Raw genomic sequence first — 22,089 nt, 5'->3', positions numbered from 1 at the left:
TAGTTCAACCGTGATCGACGGTTCGCGCGTTCGGCCCCCACCACCCGCCGCGCCGCCCTGTTGACGGGCAGGAGGGATCAGGTCTTCACCAGCTTCAGGTCCTGATAATCATACGAAAAGTCCGCCAGCGGCGAGACCGCGCGCATCGTGGCCCCCGTCACCGCGCCGTCCTTGACCGCGAACACCACGAAGGCGTCCTCCTGCGAGCGGTCGTCGAAGCGGGTCTTGAAGGTGTCGCCGTCGAAGGTCTCCAGCGCGCCCCTCAGGGCCGGGGTCTTGTCGAAGGCGATCTTCAGGGATGTCTTCTTGCCTTTCCCCGCGACGGACACCGTCACCGTGCCGTACCAAGGATCGCGATAGGTTCCGGCATAGGCGGCCAGCGGCAGGGTGGGAGGCGCGCCGCCATTTGCGCCGCCGCCCTTGGGGGTCATGGCTTCGGCCGCGTCCTTGACCAGCTTGGCGTCGGCCTCGGCCTGGACCTTCTTGCTGGAGGCGATCCAGTCGAAGTCGCTGCGGCCCTGCAGCCGGTCGGGACCGCCGTAGCGCAGGCTGCGGAAGACCGGCGCCTCCTCGGCGTTGGTCATCACCATGATCCCCGACTTCCGGCCCGGCAGCAGGCCGGTATAGGAGATGAAGCCGGCCAGGCCGCCGGTGTGCCAGACGATCTTCTCGCCGCGATGATCGTTGACGAACCAGCCCAGGGCGTAGGCCTGCAGCGAGGCGCGCACCGGGTTGTCGGCGGTCGGGCCGTCGGACCAGGCGGTGATGGTCTGCGGCTTCCACATCTCGCGGCCCGAGGCCTCGGTCCACAGCTTGACCCCGCCCGGCGCGGTCCCCAGGCCCAACTGGACCTGCATCCACTTGCCGATGTCGCGCGGGCTGGCGTTGAGGCCGCCGGCCGCGCCGGCCGAGTCGAAGCTGCCGTCGAACGGCAGCACGGTCTGCGGACCCAGGCCCCGCACCGGCGGACCCATGCGGGCGTGCGGCTCGGCCCGCGGCCGGTCGCCGATCAGCGAGGGCAGGGGCACGCTGTCGGTCATCTTCAGCGGGTCGAGGATCCGCTTCTGGATGAACACCTCCCACGGCGCGCCGGTCAGGGCGGCGATCACCTCGCCGGCCGCCACGTACAGCACGTTGTCATAGGCGTAGCCGCCCCGGAACTGGCCGCCGATCGGCAGGTACTTCAGGCCCGCCACGATGTCGGCCCGCGTGTGGATGGGGTTGGGCCAGATCATCAGGTCGCCGGCCCCCAGGGTCAGGCCCGAGCGGTGGCACAGCAGGTCGCGCACGGTCATCAGCCTGGTGACGATCGGGTCGCTCATCTCGAAGGCCGGCAGGTATTTGGTGACCGGGTCGTCCCAGGCCAGCCTGCCCTCCTCGACCAGCATGGCCAGGGCGGCGGCGGTGAAGGCCTTGGTGTTGGAGGCCACGCCGAACAGGGTGGAGTCGGTGACCTTGTCGGGCCCGCCCAGGCGGCGCACGCCATAGCCCTTGGCCAGGGTGATCTCGCCGTCCTCGACGACGGTGATCCCCAGGCCGGGCTCGTCGGGGAAGGCGGCCATGACCTCCTGGGCGAACTGGTCGACGGCCGCCCCGGCCTTGCCCGTCTGCCTGGCGAAGGCCGGCCTGGCCAGCGCCGCGGCCCCGACGGTGGCGAAGGCCGACAGCAGGGCGGCGCGGCGGGTCGTGGCGATCATGGAGGCGTCCTGGATGAAGTCAGGAGCGCACTGAAGCCTAGCCGTGACGGCGGGGCAAGGCGCGAAAAACCCTCTCCCATGGGGAGAGGGAGGGGCCCATGCGGAGCATGGGAGGGTGAGGGGGTAAGGCGTCCGACGGCGTGCCGGCAGGGCGTTTGTGAGAAATCGGTGAGGGTGTAACCCCTCACCCTCCCACGACTGCGTCGCGGGCCCCTCCCTCTCCCTCTGGGAGAGGGTTCTTTTTTCGGCGGCGCTCATGACAGCAACAAGCCCGCCTGCCGGGGGGGGGGGCAGACGGGCTTGCCGTACTGGGCCTGACGCTAAGCGGCCCCCGGGACGGGCGCATGCGCCTGTCCCCAGTGGTGTTACGCCCGGTAGACGTAGGCGCTGGAGACGTAGCCGACGCCGACGCCGTCCTGGCCGACCAGGATCCACTTGCCGTCGCCGGTGCGGCCCAGGGCCTGGAAGGTCTCGCCGGCCTGGACCGAGCCCACGGCCTGGGCGCGGGTCGAGGCGCCGCTGCGCAGGTTCAGGGTCGAGCGGGCGACGTACTTGCCCTTGATCTTGGTCATCGGGACCGCGTCGACCGAGCTGGCGACGCGGATGCCGTTGCTGGTGTAGACGCCGCCGGCGTTGTTGGCCGCCCGGCTCTTCTGCATCTGGCAGCCGGCGTAGGAGCCCGCGCCCGCGCCGACCACGGCGCCGATGGCGGTGCCCGTACCGCGGTCATGCTTGGCCAGCTTGTTGCCGGCGACGGCGCCCAGGACGCCGCCGAGCACGGCGCCGACTTCCTGCTTGCCGCCCGAGGCGTCGCAGCCGACGACCCCGCCCAGCTTCTGCGACATGGCGCTGGCCGCGGTGGGCGCCGCGACCAGGGTCAGGGCGGTGGCGGCCATGGCCAGGCTCGCGGCGATCGTCTGGATGGTCTTGGTGTTGGTCATGGTCGTTAGTCCTTCGTCCCTTGATGGCTCCGGAGCCGTCGGCCCCGTGAGACGCACCATGCCAAGGCGAAGCTGAACGGCGCCGTCAGGTCGGCTGACAGATTTCGTTCATGTGAAGATTTCTTTCCGCGTATCCACAGGTCGCGTTATCCGAGCGTCAAATTCCATTTCTATTGACGATTGTGGATTCGTGGACGCTACTGCCTGTGCGCGTGTCCGGTCCGGATGCGGCCACGGGTAGCGACGGAGGGGCTGGAATGAACAGGCGCGACATCGGTCTGACGGCGGCGGCCGCGATGGTGGTGCTGGCCGTGGGCGGCTGCGACGCGGCCAAGACGACGGGCGGCGGCGAGAAGGCGACCCCGGCGGCGGCCACGGCCGCAGTGACGCCGGTGCCCCTGCCGGTCGGGCCGAACTTCCCCGTGCCGGCCGCGACGATCAACGGCTGGGTGGCCAACAACGACACGGCCGCGATCCAGGGCCACGCCTGGAGCCTGTGGCAGGCCATGACCGCCCCGTCGGGCCAGTCCGTGGGTCAGCAGCAGCTGCCGATCTGGGATACCTGGGCCGACGCCACGACCGTCTTCCCCCAGCCCCAGGCCCAGAACGCCTCGCTCAAGACCGAGGCGGCGGCCAAACCGAGCACCGATCGCAGGTTCCAGTCGCCGGCCCAGTTCCACCACACCAAGGACGCACGGCTGCGGGCGCTGGCGATGGCGGCCCACGCCAAGTTCCCGATCGCGGTCGACGTCAAGTTCGACCCGCAGGCCGCCGGCTTCATCGGCGCGCCGCAATCCGGGCCCGGCGGCGGGACCTATTCCTACGCCAGCAGCGCCAGCCTGACCAAGCTGAACGCCGCCTGGCCGGCGGGGACCACGCCGCAGAACCGGGGGATCAACGAATTCCCCGTCCAGGCCATCGAGACCAAGCCGGTGTTCGGCCTGGTCAAGGCCAGCGGCCTGACCGTCCAGCCGCTGTGGCAGGGACCCTCGGCCTCGACCAACGCCGCCCATCCCACGCCCGACACCTGGATGAGCTGCGTGCTGGTCCAGCCGGGCGCGAGCGGCGCCGTCCGCGCCGCGACGACGGCCGAGATCAGCAGCGTCGCCGCCAGCGTCCAGGCCCAGCACCTGGCCTGCAAGACCTATCTGTGGGCGCCGCTGAGCACCTTCTACGCCGACCAGATGAACGCCGCCGAGGCCCAGAGCTTCAACGCGGCCACCGAAAACGGGGCGGTCCAGGCCGCGGCGGGCGACTACAGCGTGCTGCTGGCCATGCACGTCAACACCAAGGAAATCCCGTTCTGGACCTGGCAGACCTTCTGGTGGCAGCCGGGCGGCGACACGCCCAACAACTTCCCGGGCAGCAAGCAGGGCCAGCCGTCCGGCCTGGGCGCGCCGTGGAACAACTACGCCGCCTGCACGGCCTACGCCCAGACGACCACGTCGGGGGGCGCGACCATGACGGTGTGCTTCAACCCCTATCTGGAGACCTCGCCGGGCATTCCGGTCGGGGTCACCTCCAACTGCGTCAGCTGTCACGGCGTGGCGCTGATCGGCAACGCCAGCTACCCGGCCGACTACAAAAAGCCGATCGCCTTCTTCACCGACCCTAACTACTTCACCACCCTGACCACCCACACCGACTTCTCCTGGGCCGTGGCCGACGCGCCGCCGTAGGGGTTGGCTCTCTCGCGGAGGGGCGAGGGCGCCCACGGGCAAAGAGGTTGTCATCCCGGACGAGCGCGCAGCGCGAAGATCCGGGACCGGGGCGTGAGCGCCCGCGCTTGCGGCGGTCCCGGATCGGCGCCCGGCTGTCGCCGGGCTTGTCCGGGATGACAGTTCTTTGGACCCCGAACTGGTACGATCGCCCGCCGGAAAGGGCTGGAACGGATCGGCGTTCAGCTCCTGGGGCCGAAAACCTCGTCCTTCGACAAGCCTCAGGATGAGGTTTTCTACTGCTCGGCCTGCAAATTGGTCCTCATCCTGAGCTTGTCGAAGGACGAGGACCACGCACGGCGTTGGCCGCCGATGGGTCCTTGGGCGCAAAGAAAAAGCCCCCTCCGGTAGGAGGGGGCTTCGTGGTGTCGACGGACCGCAAACTTAGTTGGCTGTGCATCCGGCCGCGACTAGGTTCGCGATCAATCTACTCGGGGCCACCGGGAGGTGGCGGCAAGGGAGAAGGTAGGTCAGTGTCCTGATCAACATACGCCGTCATAATGGCCCCCTTCTTGATACTGACGTCCTTGCCTTTAATGAAAGGCGCCGCCGGCCAAAACAAGATTACGGTAGCGACTGTCGCGCCCACGCGAGTTTCGCCTTTGGCCCCTTTGTTGGCCCGGAGCCTGATGCGGTCCTCGCCAACCTTCAGATAGACGAGGCGAACGTTTAGCTTCCCGTTTTTACCGAGCATGCCGTTGTTGCGAGCTTCGACAACTTCTCCAACCCCGCGATAGCCGGCATGTAGGATAGTTCCATCGGGCAATCTGACGTCATCCTCAAGACTAATCGTGAAGCGGTCACCTTTTTCCGCTGTGGAACTGGAGAGCTGATCCTCAACACGGACCGAAAACTCAGTACCTTCTGGAATCTTGATTGGATCAGCCTGAGCGCCCGTGGCGGTCATGACTAAAACCGCCGCGATGGCGGCCTTGCAGAACATTTTCACAGATCTTTCCCCCGCGGCCCCGTCCCGCTCCGCCACCTAAGCCGATATTGTCAAGCTTGGGAAGCGCGCGTGAGCATGTGGCTGTGTGTAACCCTGGGGTGAGGGATTTCGGCGGCGGCGGACGCCCCCTCCGTCACGATGCGTATCCGCATCGCGCCACCTCCCCCGCTTTGCGGGTGAGGAGGATGCGGCGGCGATCTTCTCCTCCCCCGTGAAACGGGGGAGGTGGCCGCGCAGCGGACGGAGGGGGCGTCCTGCCGCGCCCTATTCCCCCAGCTTGTAAGGCCCGCTCTTCTCCAGCGCCGCCTTCCAGGCCGGCCGTTCGTGCATCCGCACGATCCAGGCCGAAAGGTTGGGATAGTCGGCCAGCCGGCCGTGCGCCTTGGCGACCTCGGCCACGAAGCTCATCTGGATGTCGGCGCCGGTCAAATCGTCGCCGACGAAGAACGCCCGGCCGGCCAGCGCGCCGTCCACATAGGCCAGGTGGTTGGCCATCTCGCTGTCGATGCGCGGGTGCAGCGGCGCGCCGGCCTCGCCCAGCCGGCCGACATACAGCCGCAGCAGCATCGGCAGCATGGCCGAGCCCTCGGCATAGTGCAGCCACTGCTGGTAGGCGTCGTAGTCGGGGCTGGCCGGGTCGGGCGCCAGGCGACCGCCGGCATGGCGGCGGATCACATAGTCGGTGATGGCCCCGCTCTCGATGATCGTCGCCGCCCCGTCGGTCAGCACCGGCGACTTGCCCAGCGGGTGGACCTGCAGCAGGGCCGGTGGTCCCAGGCGGGTCTGGGGATCGCGCTCGTAGAAGCGGACCTCGTAGGGCAGGGCCAGCTCCTCCAGGAGCCAGAGGATCCGCTGCGAGCGCGACTCGTTGAGATGGTGGACGACCAGCATGTTTCTTCCCTCGATGGGCCGTTATGCTGCGCTGCGGCATTGCTCGCAGCTGCGAAAGGCTCCACAGTGAAAGAAAACAACTGTTTGGCGCACGGGAGCAAGCCATGACCGGGACGGTCGCCCAGGAAACTCCGAAGTCCCCGATCCTGCCCGGCCTGACCATGCTGCTGCGCGAGGCCGCCGGGGCCGCCCAGCTGTTCGTGGCCGAGGCCCGGCCGGCGGTGAAGGCGGCGATCGCCGGTCCCGACGGCCGGATCGACCGCGCCCTGGCCGACGAACACCAGCACCAGGTGCACGGCTATGGCTGGTACGCCGCCTATGCCGAGCTGATGAACCAGGTGGCCGGCTGGGCCGAGCGGCTGGAGGCCGAGGGCCGGTTCGGCGAGGTCGAGGCCCTGCTGGCCCAGCTGCTGTTCTCCGAATACTGCGCCCAGCTGGTCGGCGGCGTGCCGATGAACCAGGGCGAGATCGTCCGCCCGGCCCACCTGGTCACCGACCGCGCGGTGCTGAACCGGCTCTATTCCAACGGACTGATGAAGCTGATGGTCGAGGGCGGGACCCAGGCGGTGAAGACCCGCCTCGCCCGCCGCCTGGCCGAGGCCCGCGGCCGCCCGACCCTGGAGCGGACGGGGCTGGACGAGACCTTCGAGATGGTCCGCGACCAGTTCCACGCCTTCGCCGAGGAGAAGGTCACCCCCTTCGCCCAGGACTGGCACCTGCAGGACCAGCTGATCCCGATCGAGCTAGTCGAGGAGCTGGGCTCCCTGGGCGTGTTCGGCCTGACCATCCCCGAAGAGTACGGCGGCAGCGGCATGGGCAAGACCGCCATGTGCGTGGTGTCCGAGGAGCTGTCGAGGGCCTGGATCGGCGTCGGCTCGCTGGCCACCCGCTCGGAGATCGCCGGCGAGCTGATCCTGACCGGCGGCACCGAGGCGCAGAAACAGTACTGGCTGCCCCGGATCGCCTCGGCCGAGATCCTGCCGACCGCCGTCTTCACCGAGCCCAACACCGGCTCGGACCTGGGCAGCCTGCGCACCCGCGCCGAGCTGAAGGGCGACCAGTACGCGGTGACCGGGAACAAGACCTGGATCACCCACGCCGCCCGCGCCGACGTCATGACCCTGCTGGTCCGCACCGACCCGGCCACCACCGACTATCGCGGCCTGTCGATGCTGCTGGCCGAGAAGCCGCGCGGCGTCCCGGGCGACGACTTCCCGGCCGAGGGCATGAGCGGCGGCGAGATCGGGGTGATCGGCTATCGCGGCATGAAGGAGTACGAGCTGGGCTTCGACGGCTTTACCGTGCCGGCCGCGAACCTGCTGGGCGGCGTCCCGGGCCAGGGCTTCAAGCAGCTGATGGCCACCTTCGAGAGCGCCCGCATCCAGACCGCCGCCCGCGCGGTCGGGGTGGCCCAGGCGGCGCTGGAGACCGGCCTCGGCTACGCTCTCGACCGCCAGCAGTTCGGCCAGGCCATCTTCGAGTTCCCCCGCGTCCACAACAAGCTGGTCATGATGGCCGCCGAGATCATGGGCGTGCGCCAGCTGACCTATTACGCCGCCCGCCAGAAGGACGATGGCAAGCGCTGCGACCTCGAGGCCGGCATGGCCAAGCTGGTCGCCGCCCGCGTCGCCTGGGCCGCCGCCGACAACGCCCTGCAGATCTACGGCGGCAACGGCTTCGCCCTGGAATACGCCGCCAGCCGCCTGCTGGCCGACGCCCGGATCCTCAACATCTTCGAGGGCGCCGGCGAGATCCAGGCCCAGGTCATCGCCCGGCGGCTGCTGGAGGAGGGGAACTAGGCCCCGCCCGCGCCGAGGCGCCGAGATGACACCCCTGACGGTCTCCAAGACGCCCGGACCTGCCGTGTCATTGGCGGGCCGGACAATAACGCCGGTCGCCGGGGCTCAAATCGGATCCGGCGGCGCCGAGGATCTTTGACGAAACAAGGCCATCTTGTGCATGGCGCCGCAGGTCTGCATCGAGCACCACCGGCGGCGACCGTTCTTGGATGTGTCGGCGAAAATCCAGCCGCACGAACTTTGATTGTCGCAGTGTTTAAGCTTGAATTCGCCGCGGCTCGAATCCGCCAGAACCTCGACGAGATCGAGCGTGACCCGCTTTAGCGGAAGGCGCGCGTCCCCGGGCCTGGCGCGGAGCGCCAGCTGTCCGTCGCTGGTGATCTTCTGATCCTTCCGAACGTCCAGCAGCCATGCGTTCAACGTCCGCAAGGCGGCCGTGGGAAGCGGCGCGCCGTCGATATGCGCGGTCAGGACGCGAAAGGCCGTGTCCCGCAGTCCGCGAATGTCGTCCATCAGGCGGGCCCTGGCCTCATGGCCGTTCGGCAGGCTGACAGGCTCGTCAGGGCTCAGGGCTCCGGCGCGCCGGGCCCATTCCTCATACCGCTCGGGCGTCGCCAGATAGTCCTCGGCGGGCGTGGCGAAACGATCATGGATCGAATTGGCGAAGTCGATGCACAGCCGCCCGCCATCCAGACGGACAGCGGCGATGGGCCGGGGCGCTGAAGCGTTCATGTCACCGATCTAACAGGTTTGACTCTACCATTGAAACCGAAATAGACGGTAACAATGGAACTCGACCTTGCAGCTTCTTCCCCGGCTCGGCCAGCGCCCGGCCCACGCGCTCGGCGGCGCGATCTCATCCGGTCGATGCGAAACGGGTTCTGGATTCTGTGGCTCATCCTCGGGCTTGGCGTGACCGGCGCGCTCTGGGTTGGCGGCCAGCCTGATCCGCAGGGCTCGGGGCAAGCGCTCGACGGCGCCTGGCGCTTCCATCCGGGCGACAATCTCGCCTGGGCCGAGCCCGGAGCGGACGATCAAGACTGGGACCGTCTGGCCCTAGTTTCGGATCCGAGCCTTCGCGATGGCGACGTCGGCATCCCTGGCTATTTCGATGGCTGGCGCGCGCGCGGCCACCACCAGGTCGAAGGCTATGGCTGGTATCGACGCCAGGTGATCCTGCCCCAGCAGGGCGACCTGGTGCTCGTCGGTCCGCCGGTCGTCGACGACGGTTATGAGATGTTCTGGGACGGCCGACCCGTTGGCTGGGTCGGCAGCCTGTCGGGTTCGCCCAGGGTCAGCGCTACGCGGCCGTTGCTGGTGAAGCTGCCGCCCTCGGGCGGGAAGTCGACGGCGGTGCTTGCGATCCGAACCTTCATGCAGCCCCACGTGGACCGCGACGGGCTGAGCGGCGGCTTGCGCACCGTTCCGGTGCTCGCATCGCCGACCCAGGGCCGGAGACTGCATCAGGCTCAGTGGCGGCGAACGATCGCCGGCTACGTCGTCGATGCGGTCGAGCCGGCGTTGATGCTGCTGCTCGTCGTCATGGCCGCGTTTGTCGCGCGCGCTCCGGATCGCCGGGAATTTGCGCTCTGGATTGGCTTTGCTCTCATCGCCGCCGCCGGCTTGCGACTTGGCAATGCGGTCACGGCCTGGTCCGACATGATCAGCCTGCCGAGGCTCCTGTGGCAAAACGGCGTGATCCTGGCGCCCGCCGCCAAGCTCGGCTGGGCGTTGGCCTGGAATGCCTGGGTCGACGGCAAGGACCGCCGCTTCGTCTCGTTCATCGTGGTGGCGGCCTGGGTCGCCTTGGTCGCCGGCGCCCTTGTGGAAAGCCCGTTATTGGCCGCGGCCGGGCGAGCGCTCATCGCCTTGTCCTTGGCGCTCATCAGCGTCCGCATCGCCCGCCTTGGGCGGCGCAGGGGCGCGGCCTTGAGCGCCATGGCGCTGACGTCGGTTGGTCTGTTCGCGCCCGATCTCTCGGCGATGGGCGTCCCCGGTATCTGGTTTCCCTTCAACATCGGGGTCTCGCGTTCGCAGTACGCCTATGCCTTGGCGTTGCCGGTGCTTGCCTATGTGCTCGCGGCGGCGGGCAAGAGAGGCGACGCCGTGGGCGGGGCCCTTGGCGCGCGCCGCCGGCTTCCCATCTTGAAGCCATGAACCCCGTTCTTCACCCCGCCGCGCTCGCCCTGATCGCGGCCTTCGCCCTGGTCGGCGCCGCCCAGGCCGAGATCGCCGCGCCGCCTGTCGCGCCGAAGCTGTCGCTGGCCCCGGCCAAGCCGCTGGACCTGGCCGCGCCCGGCCTGCCGGTGCTGTATTCGCGCGCGCCGACGCCGCTGCCGCCCGGCGTGGCGCGGACCTCGGTCGAGGGCAAGGTGGCCGGCGACGCCCTGCTGGGCGCGGGCCTGCTGTGCGGCCTCAAGCCCAACGCCGACGACAGCGGGGCGGGCCGGGCCCGCGGCTACGACCCCGACGGCAAGTTCGTCGGCGCCAAGCTGGCGTTCAGCTTCTAGGCCTCATAGCCGCACCCCGCCCAGCCAGGTCTGCCAGACCACCACGAAGCCGCCGTGCAGGATCACCGCCGGCCACAGCGAGCCCGTCCGCCAGCGCATCAGCGCGCAGCCCAGGCCCAGGATCGCGGTGCAGGCCAGGAAGTCCGGGCGCAGGAACATCGTCGCCTTCGGCAGGAAGGTCAGGGTCTCCAGCGGGTGCCAGGCGACATAGAGGGCGGTCGAGAGCGTGATGGCCGTCCTGGGCCTGGCGGCTTCATCGCGGGCCGGGACCAGCAGGCCGCGAAACGGGATCTCCTCGCCCAGGGCCGGCACGAACAGCACGGTCAGCAGCCGCAGCGGCAGGCCAGGCTCCGTCGGGGTCACGGCGTAGAGGCCGGTCGAGAACCCCAGGGCGGCCATCGCTCCGCCCGTGACCGCGGCGACCAGCCCGCACAGCACCCAGCCGCGCGCGTCGGGCAGGGTGGTCAGGGCGCGGCGCAGGCGGCGGAGCGGGGGCATGGGCCGCAGTCTAGAACGCGGTGCTGGACCCTGGAAGCGCCCCTCCAAGGCTGTCATCCCGGAAGCCCCGCAGGGGCTGTCCGGGACCCAGGGGACTGGGCTGGCGCCTTGCGGTTCACCTGGATCCCGGACAAGCGCTGCGCGCTTTCCGGGATGACAACGGAAAGGAAGCCCTAACCCAGCACCACCACCTCGCCGTCCTCCTTGCTGAAGCTGGCCGGCTTGCGGTCCAGCAGGTCCAGCACCGTCTCGGACGGCCGGCACAGGCGGACGCCCTTGGGGGTGACGACCAGCGGGCGGTTGACCAGGATCGGGTGGGCGACCATGGCCTCGACCAGGCGGTTCTCAGCGACCCGGTCGTCCAGCAGGCCCAGCTCGGCGGCCGGCGTGCCCTTCTCGCGCAGCAGGTCGCGGACGGCCACCCCCGCCCGGCCGGCCAGGTCGCGCAGCTGGTCGGCCGTCCAGCCGGCCTTCAGGTACTCCACCACCGTCGGCGCGTAGCCGGCCGCCTGGACCATGGCCACGACGTTGCGCGAGGTGCCGCAGGCGGGGTTGTGGAAGATCGTCACGGGGAAGTCGGGGGCGTCGGTCATGGGGTCTGCTCGTCTCTCAGAAGCCAGCCGAAGACCGCCGCCGCGACCAGCGCGCCGGCCGCCTGGGCCAGGATGAAGGCCGCAACGCCCGAGGGGGCGATGCCGGCGAAGGTGTCGCTGAGGCTGCGGGCGATCGTCACCGCCGGGTTGGCGAACGATGTCGAGGCCGTGAACCAGTAGGCGGCGGTGATGTAGAGGCCGACGGCCACCGCTGTGAAGTCCGGGCGGAACCGCACCGTGCCCAGGATGGTGGCGACCAGGCCGAAGGTGGCGACGAACTCGGCGAAGGCCTGGGCCGGGCCGAGACGGGCCTTGGTCGAGACCTGCCAGATCGCCTCGCCGAACATGGCGTGGGCGCACCAGACGCCGAGGATCGCGCCCGCCAGCTGGGCCGGCGGATAGGCCAGGGCCGCGCGCCACGGCAGGTCGCGCCGGAGGGCGGCCACCAGGGTGACGGCGGGGTTGAAATGGGCGCCCGACAGCGGTCCGAACACGGTGATCAGCACGACCAGGGCCGCGCCGGTGGCCAGGGTGTTGCCCAGCAGGGCGATGGCGACATTGCCGCCGGCCAGGCGCTCGCCCATGATCCCGGAGCCGACCACCACGGCCAACAGCAGTCCCGATCCCAGCGCCTCGGCGGCCAGGCGGCGCGGCAGGGAGACAGCGGTCACGACGGCCGCGACGGCGAGCAGGCCGGGCCGCAGTCGGCGGCCTTGGCCAGGATGTCGCCCAGCGGCGCGCAGATCTCCGGCGCGCCGGCGCAGCAGTCTTCCAGCAGGAAGCCCAGCAGGCCGCTCATCGCCGCGAAGTCGGCCGAATAGACGATCGACCGCCCCTCGCGGCGCGAGACGATCAGGCCCGCGTGCGACAGCACGTTGAGATTGGCCGACAGGGTGTTGGGCAGGCTGTCCAGCTGCCGCGCGATCTCGCCCGCCGCCACGCCGGCCGGCCCCGCCTGGACCAGCAGGCGGAAGATGGCCAGGCGCCCTTCGTGGCCCAGGGCGGACAGGCCGGCGACGGCGGCTCTCGATTCCATATTTCCAATATGATCGAAATATGAGACGGATCAATGACGATCTTGGAGCCGCCGTCGATGACCGAGTTTCCCGCCCTGCAGCCGCAGTTCCTGGCCCCGATCGATCGGGCGCGGCTGGAGGTCTCGGCCCCGTCGACCCATCCGCCGCGGATCCTGCTGCTGTACGGCTCGCTGCGGGCCCGGTCGTTCAGCCGGCTGCTGGTCGAGGAGGCGGCCCGCATTCTTCAGCGCCTGGGCTGCGAGACCCGCATCTTCGACCCGCGCGACCTTCCTCTGCCCGACGCCACCGGTCCCGACCATCCCAAGGTCCAGGAGCTGCGGGCCCTGTCGGCGTGGTCCGAAGGCCAGGTCTGGTGCAGCCCCGAGCGGCACGGGGCGATCAGCGGGGTGATCAAGGCCCAGATCGACTGGATCCCGCTGGAGATCGGCAGCGTCCGCCCCACCCAGGGCAAGACCCTGGCGGTGATGCAGGTCAGCGGCGGCTCACAGTCGTTCAACGCGGTCAACGCCCTGCGCCTGCTCGGCCGCTGGATGCGGATGGTCACCATCCCCAACCAGTCGTCGGTGGCCATGGCCTACAACGAGTTCGACGACCACGACCGCATGCGGCCGTCCAGCTATTACGAGCGGGTGGTCGACGTGATGGAGGAACTGGTCAAGTTCACCCTGCTGACCCGCGACCGGGCCGACTACCTGGTCGACCGCTACAGCGAGCGCAAGGCCAGCGGCCGGATCGCCGAGCCCGTCGCGCTGGGCGCGGCGGCGATGAGCCACGAGGCGGGGGCTCCGGCCTGAGCCTCGGGGCTAACTCGAAGGAGGACCCCGTCGCGCGCAGATTGATGACGATCCCGGGCGTTGGTCCGATCACCGCATCGGCCCCGGTCGCCCTGGCGCCGGGAGCCCTCCGCTGAAGACGTCCACAGATGGAAAGCCGAAATCATGAATTTGACCGGACCATCGAGTGGGCGACGCTGAATGCATAGAAAAGCGCGAATGCGATGTTGAACGCTCCGCCCACGATCGGTGCTCCAAGCGGAGCGGGGAGATATGTGGCGTTGGAGAGCAAAAGATAGAATAAGCCGGGGTTCACCAAGGCAAACCACATCGGCCATCGCGTTCTGCGTGTCAGAATGGCTGCGGCCAAGAGAAGTGACGCCGGCGCGCCAACAACCCCGCCCATCAGAAAGTAGGTCGAGAGGTAGTTGGCGACCAAAGCGTTACTCGGACCGTTGAGCGCCATCGTCAAAGCAAAGCTACCCCAGACCGCATGCGTCGCGGTGGCGATAATCGCCAAGATGAGCATGGAGCCCGCAACGGCCTGCCGAAGCCAGGCGGGCCTATCGGCTGTCCGGGCGTAGACGTGGCCAGCTCCGAGTGCATAGCCAAGACCACCGATGATCGATGCGAATCCACCGAAGGCCAAACGCTGAGGATCGGTACGCCGAACGACATCGAGAGACGTTGTCAGGGCGTCGGCCCCGCTTCCCCACTGCCCATAGAAGAGCATGTCGCCAGCGAACATGGCGCAGGCCCCGATGAGTCCTGCGTAGCCGAAGAAGCGAGCAAAAGGGTTCGTCATCGAGCCTCCCGCTCCGGTTGTAGGCGGTTACTGTCGAGGGCGGCAAGGGGCGCATCAGCAATGTCCGCACCGGGGCGAAACTTGCCACGGACATCCTGCCGGCAAGCCGACCTCGGATCGCCGTCGTTGGAATGTCGGTCTCGAGAGGCCGGCCGGCGCCAAGGCGTCTCGCCGTCGGTTGAACCAAAGGCTTGACCGAAAGGCGGAATGACGATTGGGCGGGCCGGAACGTCGATACGACTTTAAGCCGCCGCCTCGGCGTCTTCATCGTCGGCGGCGCTCAGCAGGGCCGACAGCACCATGGCCAGGCGCTCGGGCTTGATCGGCTTTTCGACCACGTCCTGCATGCCGGCGGCGATGTAGGTGGCCACGTCGGTGGGGTCGGCGTTGGCGGTCAGGGCGACGATCGGGGCCGAGCCGGCCCGGCCGGGCAACTCGCGGATGGCGCGGGTGGCGGTGACGCCGTCCATGCGCGGCATCTTGATGTCCATCAGGATCAGGTCGAAGCGGCCGGACCTGGCGGCCTCGACGGCCTCGACGCCGTCGACCACCTGTTCGGAGGTGCAGTCGAACATTTCGCACAGCGCCTCGGCGACCATGCGGTTGGTGGCGTTGTCGTCGACGATCAGGATGTGGGCCGAGCGGGCGTCCATCATCGGCGCGTCGTCGGTCTCGGTCGCCAGGGTCGCGGCGGGCACGGTGAGGGTGAACTGCAGGGTCAGGCCGGCGCCGAGGTTGGCTTCGGCCCGCAGCGGGCCGCCCATGACCCGGGTCAGGCCGTGGGCCAGGGCCATGCCGACGCCCAGGGCCAGTTCGTTGCGGTCCTCGATGGTGGCCGCGCCCAGCGGGTCGAACACCCGGGCCAGGCGGACCTCGGCCGAGCCGGCGGCGTTGTCGCGCACCCGGGCCTCGAGCCTCAGCCCGCCCTCGACCGGACGGGCCTTGAGGCTGGCCTCGATCACCCCGCGGCCGTGGGCCAAGGCGCTCTCGATCAGGGCGTCGAACACCTGCAGCACGCGGTCGGCGTCGATCAGGGCGGCGGCCTCGGGGTCGCCGTCATAGGAGAACAGCAGGGTGCTGCCGCCCTCGGCGGCGCGGGACGCCCAGCGGGCCTCGACGGCGTCGCTGAGGTCGCGCAGCAGGGCGGGGGCCGGCGACAGGGCCAGGCCGCCGGTCGCCGCGCGGCGCAGGTCCATGGCGCGGCCCAGGACCAGGCTCATGTCGCGGCTGGTGTCGCCGATGGCCCGGACATAGGCGCTGGCGTCGGGCGTCAGCCGCGACTGCTCCAGCCGTTCGGTGAAGGCCAGGACGCCGTCCAGGTGGGCGCCGATGTCGTGGGCCATGCGCTCGACCAGGGCCATGGCCTCGTCGGCCTCGTGCTGGCGGCGGCGGTGGGAGGTGAGCAGCGAATTCAGACCGCCGACGCCGACATAGTCGCCGGCCTCGTCGACGCCGACATAGGCGCTGCGGAAGACGGGGATGGCGCTGTGGGCGATGCGTTCGACGAACGCGCCGACGTCCATGTTGGCGTCGATGAGGCGCGGGGCGCGGTCCATGATCTCGACGATCGGACGCTGCGCCAGGTCGGGCGCCACCGCCATCTGGCCCAGGAACACGTCGCGATAGACCAGGCCCACCGGCTTGCCGTCGACGGCCACGGCCACGGCCGCCATGTGCGTGTGGGTGTCGAACAGCGCCCGGACCTCGGCGCACGGCGTCGCGGGGTCGATCGGGGCTCGGCGGTCGATAAGGCGGGCGAGCGTGTCCATGCAGCCGTTCGGCGAGGCGTCGTTGGGATCTCACCATCGCCGGTTGGCGTTGCGGAGTCGTAAATGGCCGGCGGGTTTGCCGTGCGGCGCCTGCGACCGGTTGTCCCTGCGGCGCGTGCCTGCGAGGGGGGGCTGGCTACGTAAGATGCGCCGGCCGCTTCCCTGATTCCGCAGGTTGGGGCAGGGTGGCCGCATGACGGGTCGGATCGTGAGAACCAGCTGGTGGGCGCGGGGGCTGATGCTCCTGAGCGCGATCCTGCTGTTCGCCGCGCCGGTCCTGCCCGCCATCGCCGCGACGCCGCGCGACGAATGCTGCGCCGAGGCGCCGTGCCACGACGAGGACAAGGCGGCGCCGTGCCCCGACGCCTGCCTGCTGGCCTGCCACGTCCTGGTCGCGCCCGAGGCCCTGGTCGTCGGGCCGGCCGAGATCGGGGCGTCGCCCATCGTGCCCCTGACGTCCCTGTTGCCCCCCGGCCGCGCCCTGGCGCCGGAGCTTCCGCCGCCGCGATGACGCCGAATTCAGACCAAATCCCATCCTTCTGAATCGGAAAATCATCATGAAACGCATCTTCTCGACCGCAGCCTTGATGCTGCTGGCTTCCGCCACGGCCGCCTACGCCGCCGCGCCGGACGCCGTGACCAGCGCCGTCCAGGCCTGCTGCGCCCTCGGCGCGGCCTGCTGCAACGGCGGTCCTTGCTGCTGATCTAGCCGACTGAGCTAGACGGGACGCCCGCTCCGTGAGGGGCGGGCGTTTTCGTGTCCGGACGGGCCCGACCTCCCGGCCCAGGACGCCGAAGGGGCGAACCGGCGTCCTTTGGCGAGATCGACCCTGCAACGGGGTGTCCCCAGGGCGGTCGGCCGGCCGTCCTGGCGTCTGGCTAGGCCGCCGGGGCGAGATCGAAGCCGTCGCCTTCGAACACCTCCAGCTGGCTGGGCTTGGGCAGCGACGCGTCGCCGCGCAGGCGGGCCAGGAGATAGGCGACAGCGACCACCATGTCGGCGGCGTCGTAGGGCTTGGGCAGGGAAGCGATCGCCACCGTCTGGGCCGATCGGGCCCGGCTGACCTGTCCGCTGATGAACAGCACCGGAATTCCCAGGTCCTTCAGATGCTCGGCCAGCGCCACGCCGTCATCGCGGCCGGCCAGCCGGATATTGACCAGGGCCAGGTCGGGCTTGCACGCCATGGCGACCTCGACCGCCTCGGCGTGGCGGTCCGTGAGATCCAGGACCTTGTATCCGGCGTCCTCCAGTTCGTCCTTCAGGACGATCGCCACCATGACCTCGTCCTCGACGATCATCAGGGTCTTGCGGGTTTCGCCGTCTCGGGGCGCGGTCATGATCATTCAATCCTTATCGACCGCCGATGGCGCTGGTTCCGGCGGCGGCCCGCGCGGCTCGCTCGCTCGCCGTCTTCGGATCGTCCTGCACGAGGGCGACCTGGGTGTGCTGGATCGAAACCCGGGTGCCCGGATGCTGTAGCGTGGTCTCGACGGAGGCGCTCAGCTGCCGAGCTAGGGCCTCGACAATGCTTGAGCCCAAGCCTTTTCGCGCGGTCGTCGGCATGCCGACGCCGTCGTCGTGCACGCTGAGGGTCCAATTGGGTCCGTGGAAGCCGTAGTCGATGACGATCTTCCCCGGCCGGTCGCCGGGAAAGGCGTGCTTGAGCGCATTGATCACCAGTTCGGTGACGATCAGGCCCAGGCTCACCGAAATCCTGGATTCCACGACGCCGCGGCCGCCCGCCACCGTCAGCGCGACATGGTCCTGGTCGCCGATGATCGAGGCCGAGATGATCTCGCAAAGGCTGGTGAAATAGGCGTGCATTTCGACTCCGTCGCCGTCGGAGGTGGACAGCAGGCGCTCCAGGGCGGCCACGGACATCACGCGATGGTGCGCGTCCTGGAGGTGGCCGCGCGTCTCGTCCGACCCGGTCTTGCGCGCGTTTTGCAGCAGGACGCTGGCGATGATCTGCAGGCTGTTGGCGACCCGGTGGCGCACCTCCCGCAACAGCACGCCGGTTTCGCGCTGGGCGTTTTCCTGCAGGGCCGCGTCGGCGCGGGCGTTCGTCACGTCGGACACCGCCAGCAGGAGGCGAGTCTGTTCCAGGTCCAGATAGTCCAGGCGCCTGGCCTCGACGACCAGGTGGCGAACCGGTCCTTGGGAGGGTTTCAAGTCGATGTCGCAGGCGTCCAGGTCGCCATGGCCGGCGATGGTCGCGGTCATCAGGGACCGCAGGGCGGGACCGTCCCAGTCGCCGGCGTCCAGGGCGTACAGCGACTGGCCGACGAGCTCGCCCGGATGACCGCCGAAGACGTCGCAGAACGACGTGCTGGCCGCGATGATCGTCAGTTGGTCGTCCAGGAGCAGCAACGGGGCGGGCGAGGAGGTCACGACGGCCAAGGTGAGACTCAGGGCGACGTCTTCGGCGCTGGGTTGCGGGGCAGGCATGGTCGGCTTTCGGAAGACCGGAGGCTCGCGGAGCGAAAGCCTAGCGCCGGGAAGTCGCGAAAGTCAGAGGAGGTCGCGCCATGGTGACTCGCTTGACGCTTTTAACGGCCAACTTTCCGTAAAGTTGCATCGATTTGCGCGATGCTGCTTAGGGTGGATTTCAAGGCCCGTCCGGTGAGGCCGAAGGCCGTACCTGGCGTCCCCTGCGTCCCCGGCGTTCAGGCCTTCGGCGGCGCCGGCGAAGTTCCAGGTGCGAAAAAGGGCGGCGGATCGCTCCGCCGCCCCTTGGGCGGAAAACCTCGTCCTTCGACAGGCTCAGGATGAGGTTTTCTACGCGCCGAGCTTGTGAATGGTCCTCATCCTGAGCTCGTCAAAGGACGAGGACCACGCAGGGCCTTGACCTAGAACGACTTGGTCAGGCTGACGCCGTAGGTGCGCGGCTCCAGCGTGATCAGGTTGGTGAACAGGCCCGAGCTGTCGTCGGTGGTGTAGGCGTCGGTGATCGGCGTGTCGTTGCCCAGGTTCTTGACGTAGGCGTCGATGCGCAGGCCCCATTCGGGCTTTTCGACCTTCAGGGTGATGTTGGCGTTGTCCCACGACTTCAGCTGGTCGTAGGCGGTGTTGTAGACCCGGGTGTACTGCTTGCTCTGGCGGTAGTAGTCGCCGCGCAGGGTGGCCGACCAGCCGGCGGAGAAGTCCCAGGTATATTGGGCCCCGACCGAGGTGGTCCAGTGCGGCGAGTTGGGCAGCTGGTTGCCCGACAGGTCCGCGGCCTTGCCCTCGATCGTGTAGCCGGCGCCGTAGTTGTACAGGCCCGTGGCGTTGGCCAGGAAGGCGGCGGTGGGGGCCGGCAGGCCCGCCCCGCCGGCCGCGGCCGGGGTCTGCAGGAAGGCCTGGAACACCTGCGGGCCGCCGCAGGCGAACGGCACGGTCGCGCCGGCCCCGGCCGCGATCAGGGTGGCGACCCCGGCGGTGGTCAGCACGCAGTTGGAGCCGACCGCGACATTGGGCAGGCTGGGGCCCGCCTTGACCACGGTATAGGCCGGGTTGCTCTGGGTGCGGTTCATGGTGTCGATCGACGACACCCCGCTGCCGATCTTGGTGTGCAGGTAGCCGACATTGGCGTTGAGCTTGAGATTGTGGACCGGCGACCAGACCGACTCCAGCTCCAGGCCGTAGACCGTGGCGTTGACGTTCTCGTTGACCGAGGTGCGGTTGACGATCTTGGAGATCTGGTAGCCCTGGTAGTCGTAGTAGAAGCCCGTGGCGTTCAGCATCAGGCTGCCGCCCAGCAGGGTGTTCTTCGACCCCAGCTCGAAGGCGTTGACGAATTCGGGGTCGAACTGCGGCTTGACGCTGGCCGAGCCGGCCGCCGCCGGCGGGTTCGAGCCGCCGCCCTTGTAGCCCTTGGAATAGAAGGCGTAGAGCAGGTTGTCGTCGCTGAGCTTGTAGTCGAAGCCGAAGCGGCCGGTCAGCTCGTTGAACACCGAGCGTTCCTGCGGGTGGGTCGTGCTCTGCTTGAGGCCGATGCCCGGCGACAGCAGCACGGTGTCGAAGACGTCCAGGCGCTTGTCGTCGTGGGTCCGGCGCAGGCCCAGGGTGAACTTCAGCTTCTCGTTGGCCTGCCAGTACAGCTCGCCGAACAGGGCGTTGGACTTCAGGTGATAGGGCGAGCGGTTGTCATAATAGTTGTGGCCGCTGCCGTCCGGCGTGGCGTTGGGGTCGATGCCGATGCAGGTGGTCGGCAGGGCGGTCGGGCTGCAGTTGGGGTTGCCGGTCTTCTGGAAGTTCAGGGCCAGGGCCGACAGGGTCAGCGAGTTGCCGATCACGTAGTAGTCGGTGACGGTCTTGTAGTCGAAATAGATGCCGCCGAAGTTGAAGTTCAGCGGGCCGTCGAAGTTCGACTGCAGGCGGACCTCCTGGCTCCACTGCTTGGAGTTGCCCGCCGAGACGTCCAGGGTGGTGAACTTGTTGGTATTGCCCACCTGCGGGTCGTTGAAGAAGCCGCCGGGCGTGAAGGGCGTGTTCCTGAACGGGACGGTCGCGACGTTCCGGTTGTAGTCCAGCTTGGTATAGACCTTGCCCTTGCTGTACGAGGTCATGGCCGTGAAGGTCAGGGCGTCGGTCAGGTCGTAGGCCAGGTTGAACTGGTAGATGTCGGACTTGGAGCGGTAGATCGGGTCGAACAACGACTCGATTTCGCGCAGGTTGCGGCTGGCGGTGTCGCCGGCGTTGGCGTCGCCGCTGGTGAAGCCGAAGATGTTGCCCAGCTCGCCGGTCAGGGTGCCGGAGGTGTTGACCGTGCCATAGGCGCTGTCGCCGTACAGCGAGGCGGGCAGGCAGCCCTGGCTGAGGAAGGCGCGGGCCGCGCCGCTGGGCACGCCGCCCACCGTGGCCGGGCCCAGGTCCTTGGTGCACAGCTGCTTGCCGACCCGGGCGCGGCTGTCGTCCTCGTTGAAATGCTCCCACATGAAGTTGGTGCGCAGGCTGTCGATGGGATTGAACATCACCGACACGCGGGTCGAGTACAGGTCGCGGTCGTCGACCTTGTGGTTGTTGAAGGTGTTGGTGACGAAGCCGTCGCGCTTGAGATAGTTGCCGGCCACGCGGACGGCCAGCTTGTCGCCCAGGATCGGCAGGTTGACCATGCCGCGGAGCTTCTGGGTGTTGTAGTTGCCCAGCTCGCCGGTGATCTCGGCCTCGAAGGTGTCGGTTGGCTTGGCGGTGATGATGTTGACCACGCCGCCGGTGGCGTTGCGGCCGTACAGTGTGCCCTGCGGGCCGCGCAGCACCTCGACGCGCTCGACGTCGAAGAACTCGGCGTCGAACAGGTTGCCCGTCTGCAGCGGGGCGTTGTTTTCGTGGACGCCGACGCCGCCGTCGGTCGAGACGCCGACGGCCTTGTTGCCGATGCCGCGGATCGCGAAGTTGAAGCTGTTGGTGAAGTTGCCCTTGGCGAAGGTGACGTTGGGGATCGCCTGCTGCAGGTTAGGGCCGCCGTCGATCTTCTGCGCCTGGAGGCTGTCCTGGCTGAAGGCCGACACCGCGATCGGCACGTCCTGCAGGGCCTCTTCCTTCTTCTGGGCGGTGACGACCAGTTCCTCGAGCACGTTGCCGCCGCCTTGCTGGGCGGCCGGCTTCGGCGCGGCGGCGGTCTGGGGCGTGGTCTGGGCGAAGGCTGGGGCGGCGACGGCGGCCAGCACGGTCACGGACGCGCCCATGGCCAGCAGGCTCCGCATACGCAGAGATTGCGACATTCTATTCCCTCCCTGACGTCGCGGCTCCTTATGGCGGACCCTGCGGGCGTCGTGTTGTTTCCTCGGTCGCCGTACTTTTTGAACACTGCGCGGGCGTACGGCTGACCCTGCGCAGCATAATAGGGATTGCATACTTGGCCCTGGGGGCTGTCAACCGGCCAAGGTGTAAGTAATCGGCGATAGGTTACGCGTTTTCACTTTACCCAGGCGCGAAATCACCTGGGCAAGGCAAGTTTTCACGAAAATTCGAAAAGCCGGTCCGGCGCCTGACGTTGGGTCAAGCGTGGTTTCAGGCCGGTAAACCCTGGCGCGCCTTGCCGGAGCGTCCGGCTCATACTGTCTCATTCGCGCCGAAGGTACAGGCCAAATATCGGCGTTCGAAACGATTGTTCGTCTGTGAGGG

General features: G+C 68.7%; 21 protein-coding genes. 7 read left to right on the top strand and 14 right to left on the bottom strand.

Going from position 1 to position 22,089, the window contains the following annotated elements; genetic code table 11:
- Positions 1-77: 77 nt before the first annotated feature.
- Together J2X41_RS13520 and J2X41_RS13515 are read right to left on the bottom strand one after the other, a co-directional pair.
- Positions 78-1,697 (bottom strand): serine hydrolase, encoded by a 1,620-nt coding sequence (locus J2X41_RS13520; protein WP_310082468.1) that lies wholly within the window; start codon positions 1,695-1,697, stop codon positions 78-80.
- 365 nt (positions 1,698-2,062) lie between these two features.
- The gene (locus J2X41_RS13515; protein ID WP_310082467.1) at positions 2,063-2,638 is read right to left on the bottom strand and encodes an SH3 domain-containing protein; all 576 of its coding nucleotides are present in this window, start codon (positions 2,636-2,638) and stop codon (positions 2,063-2,065) included.
- Positions 2,639-2,895: 257 nt separating this feature from the next.
- Here J2X41_RS13515 and J2X41_RS13510 point away from each other — a divergent pair, with 257 nt between their 5' ends.
- Positions 2,896-4,317, top strand: coding sequence for a hypothetical protein (locus tag J2X41_RS13510; RefSeq protein ID WP_310082466.1), 1,422 nt, complete (start codon positions 2,896-2,898; stop codon positions 4,315-4,317).
- 466 nt (positions 4,318-4,783) lie between these two features.
- Here the strand turns inward: J2X41_RS13510 and J2X41_RS13505 are convergent, their stop codons facing one another.
- The gene (locus tag J2X41_RS13505) at positions 4,784-5,299 is read right to left on the bottom strand and encodes a hypothetical protein (protein WP_310082465.1); all 516 of its coding nucleotides are present in this window, start codon (positions 5,297-5,299) and stop codon (positions 4,784-4,786) included.
- A gap of 270 nt (positions 5,300-5,569) precedes the next feature.
- On the bottom strand, positions 5,570-6,196 hold the full coding sequence (locus J2X41_RS13500) for a glutathione S-transferase (RefSeq protein WP_310082464.1): 627 nt from the start codon (positions 6,194-6,196) through the stop codon (positions 5,570-5,572).
- Positions 6,197-6,300: 104 nt separating this feature from the next.
- On the opposite strand from J2X41_RS13500, the gene J2X41_RS13495 reads away from it, so the two are divergent.
- On the top strand, positions 6,301-7,995 hold the full coding sequence (locus tag J2X41_RS13495; RefSeq protein WP_310082463.1) for an acyl-CoA dehydrogenase family protein: 1,695 nt from the start codon (positions 6,301-6,303) through the stop codon (positions 7,993-7,995).
- Between the two features lie 105 nt (positions 7,996-8,100).
- Here the strand turns inward: J2X41_RS13495 and J2X41_RS13490 are convergent, their stop codons facing one another.
- Complete coding sequence (locus J2X41_RS13490; RefSeq protein ID WP_310082462.1) at positions 8,101-8,727, bottom strand: ABATE domain-containing protein; 627 nt, start codon at positions 8,725-8,727, stop codon at positions 8,101-8,103.
- A 135-nt stretch (positions 8,728-8,862) separates the two neighbouring features.
- On the opposite strand from J2X41_RS13490, the gene J2X41_RS13485 reads away from it, so the two are divergent.
- Both J2X41_RS13485 and J2X41_RS13480 read left to right on the top strand, forming a co-directional pair.
- Positions 8,863-10,152 (top strand): hypothetical protein, encoded by a 1,290-nt coding sequence (locus J2X41_RS13485; RefSeq protein ID WP_310082460.1) that lies wholly within the window; start codon positions 8,863-8,865, stop codon positions 10,150-10,152.
- Positions 10,149-10,505 (top strand): hypothetical protein, encoded by a 357-nt coding sequence (locus J2X41_RS13480; RefSeq protein WP_310082459.1) that lies wholly within the window; start codon positions 10,149-10,151, stop codon positions 10,503-10,505. Before J2X41_RS13485 ends, J2X41_RS13480 begins: the two co-directional genes overlap by 4 nt.
- A gap of 3 nt (positions 10,506-10,508) precedes the next feature.
- On the opposite strand, the gene J2X41_RS13475 is transcribed toward J2X41_RS13480, so the two are convergent.
- From J2X41_RS13475 to J2X41_RS13460, 4 genes are all read right to left on the bottom strand, one after another.
- A complete protein-coding gene (locus J2X41_RS13475) occupies positions 10,509-11,003 on the bottom strand; it encodes a type II CAAX prenyl endopeptidase Rce1 family protein (protein WP_310082458.1) in 495 nt (164 codons plus the stop codon).
- Positions 11,004-11,176: 173 nt separating this feature from the next.
- Entirely contained in the window at positions 11,177-11,596 is a 420-nt protein-coding gene (gene arsC / locus J2X41_RS13470) for an arsenate reductase (glutaredoxin) (protein WP_310082456.1), read from the bottom strand.
- Positions 11,593-12,267 (bottom strand): MIP/aquaporin family protein, encoded by a 675-nt coding sequence (locus tag J2X41_RS13465; protein ID WP_310082454.1) that lies wholly within the window; start codon positions 12,265-12,267, stop codon positions 11,593-11,595. The genes arsC and J2X41_RS13465 overlap by 4 nt, the downstream gene beginning before the upstream one ends.
- Positions 12,264-12,632 carry a helix-turn-helix transcriptional regulator gene (locus J2X41_RS13460; RefSeq protein WP_310082453.1) on the bottom strand — a complete coding sequence of 123 codons (369 nt, stop codon included), beginning with the start codon at positions 12,630-12,632 and terminating at the stop codon, positions 12,264-12,266. The genes J2X41_RS13465 and J2X41_RS13460 overlap by 4 nt, the downstream gene beginning before the upstream one ends.
- Before the next feature lie 57 nt (positions 12,633-12,689).
- Here J2X41_RS13460 and arsH point away from each other — a divergent pair, with 57 nt between their 5' ends.
- Positions 12,690-13,427, top strand: a complete 738-nt coding sequence (gene arsH, locus J2X41_RS13455; protein WP_310082452.1) for an arsenical resistance protein ArsH — start codon at positions 12,690-12,692, stop codon at positions 13,425-13,427.
- A gap of 142 nt (positions 13,428-13,569) precedes the next feature.
- Here arsH and J2X41_RS13450 read toward each other — a convergent pair whose 3' ends face one another.
- Entirely contained in the window at positions 13,570-14,211 is a 642-nt protein-coding gene (locus J2X41_RS13450) for a DUF6796 family protein (RefSeq protein ID WP_310082450.1), read from the bottom strand.
- Between the two features lie 242 nt (positions 14,212-14,453).
- Positions 14,454-15,980, bottom strand: coding sequence for a response regulator (locus tag J2X41_RS13445; RefSeq protein WP_310082449.1), 1,527 nt, complete (start codon positions 15,978-15,980; stop codon positions 14,454-14,456).
- Positions 15,981-16,218: 238 nt separating this feature from the next.
- Here J2X41_RS13445 and J2X41_RS13440 point away from each other — a divergent pair, with 238 nt between their 5' ends.
- Positions 16,219-16,491, top strand: coding sequence for a hypothetical protein (locus J2X41_RS13440; protein ID WP_310082447.1), 273 nt, complete (start codon positions 16,219-16,221; stop codon positions 16,489-16,491).
- A gap of 46 nt (positions 16,492-16,537) precedes the next feature.
- On the top strand, positions 16,538-16,684 hold the full coding sequence (locus J2X41_RS13435; RefSeq protein ID WP_310082446.1) for a hypothetical protein: 147 nt from the start codon (positions 16,538-16,540) through the stop codon (positions 16,682-16,684).
- A gap of 175 nt (positions 16,685-16,859) precedes the next feature.
- Here J2X41_RS13435 and J2X41_RS13430 read toward each other — a convergent pair whose 3' ends face one another.
- From J2X41_RS13430 to J2X41_RS13420, 3 genes are all read right to left on the bottom strand, one after another.
- Positions 16,860-17,318: a response regulator gene (locus tag J2X41_RS13430; protein WP_310082445.1), complete on the bottom strand. Its 459-nt coding sequence runs from the start codon at positions 17,316-17,318 to the stop codon at positions 16,860-16,862.
- Between the two features lie 13 nt (positions 17,319-17,331).
- Positions 17,332-18,429, bottom strand: coding sequence for a histidine kinase dimerization/phosphoacceptor domain -containing protein (locus J2X41_RS13425; protein ID WP_310082444.1), 1,098 nt, complete (start codon positions 18,427-18,429; stop codon positions 17,332-17,334).
- A 401-nt stretch (positions 18,430-18,830) separates the two neighbouring features.
- Positions 18,831-21,686: a TonB-dependent receptor gene (locus J2X41_RS13420; RefSeq protein ID WP_310082443.1), complete on the bottom strand. Its 2,856-nt coding sequence runs from the start codon at positions 21,684-21,686 to the stop codon at positions 18,831-18,833.
- Positions 21,687-22,089 lie beyond the last annotated feature (403 nt).

The sequence above is a fragment of the Caulobacter sp. BE254 genome, from assembly GCF_031457295.1.
Taxonomy (GTDB): Bacteria; Pseudomonadota; Alphaproteobacteria; order Caulobacterales; family Caulobacteraceae; genus Caulobacter.
The sequence above is the reverse complement of the archived record's forward strand: the minus strand, read 5'-3'. Positions and strand labels throughout refer to the sequence as shown.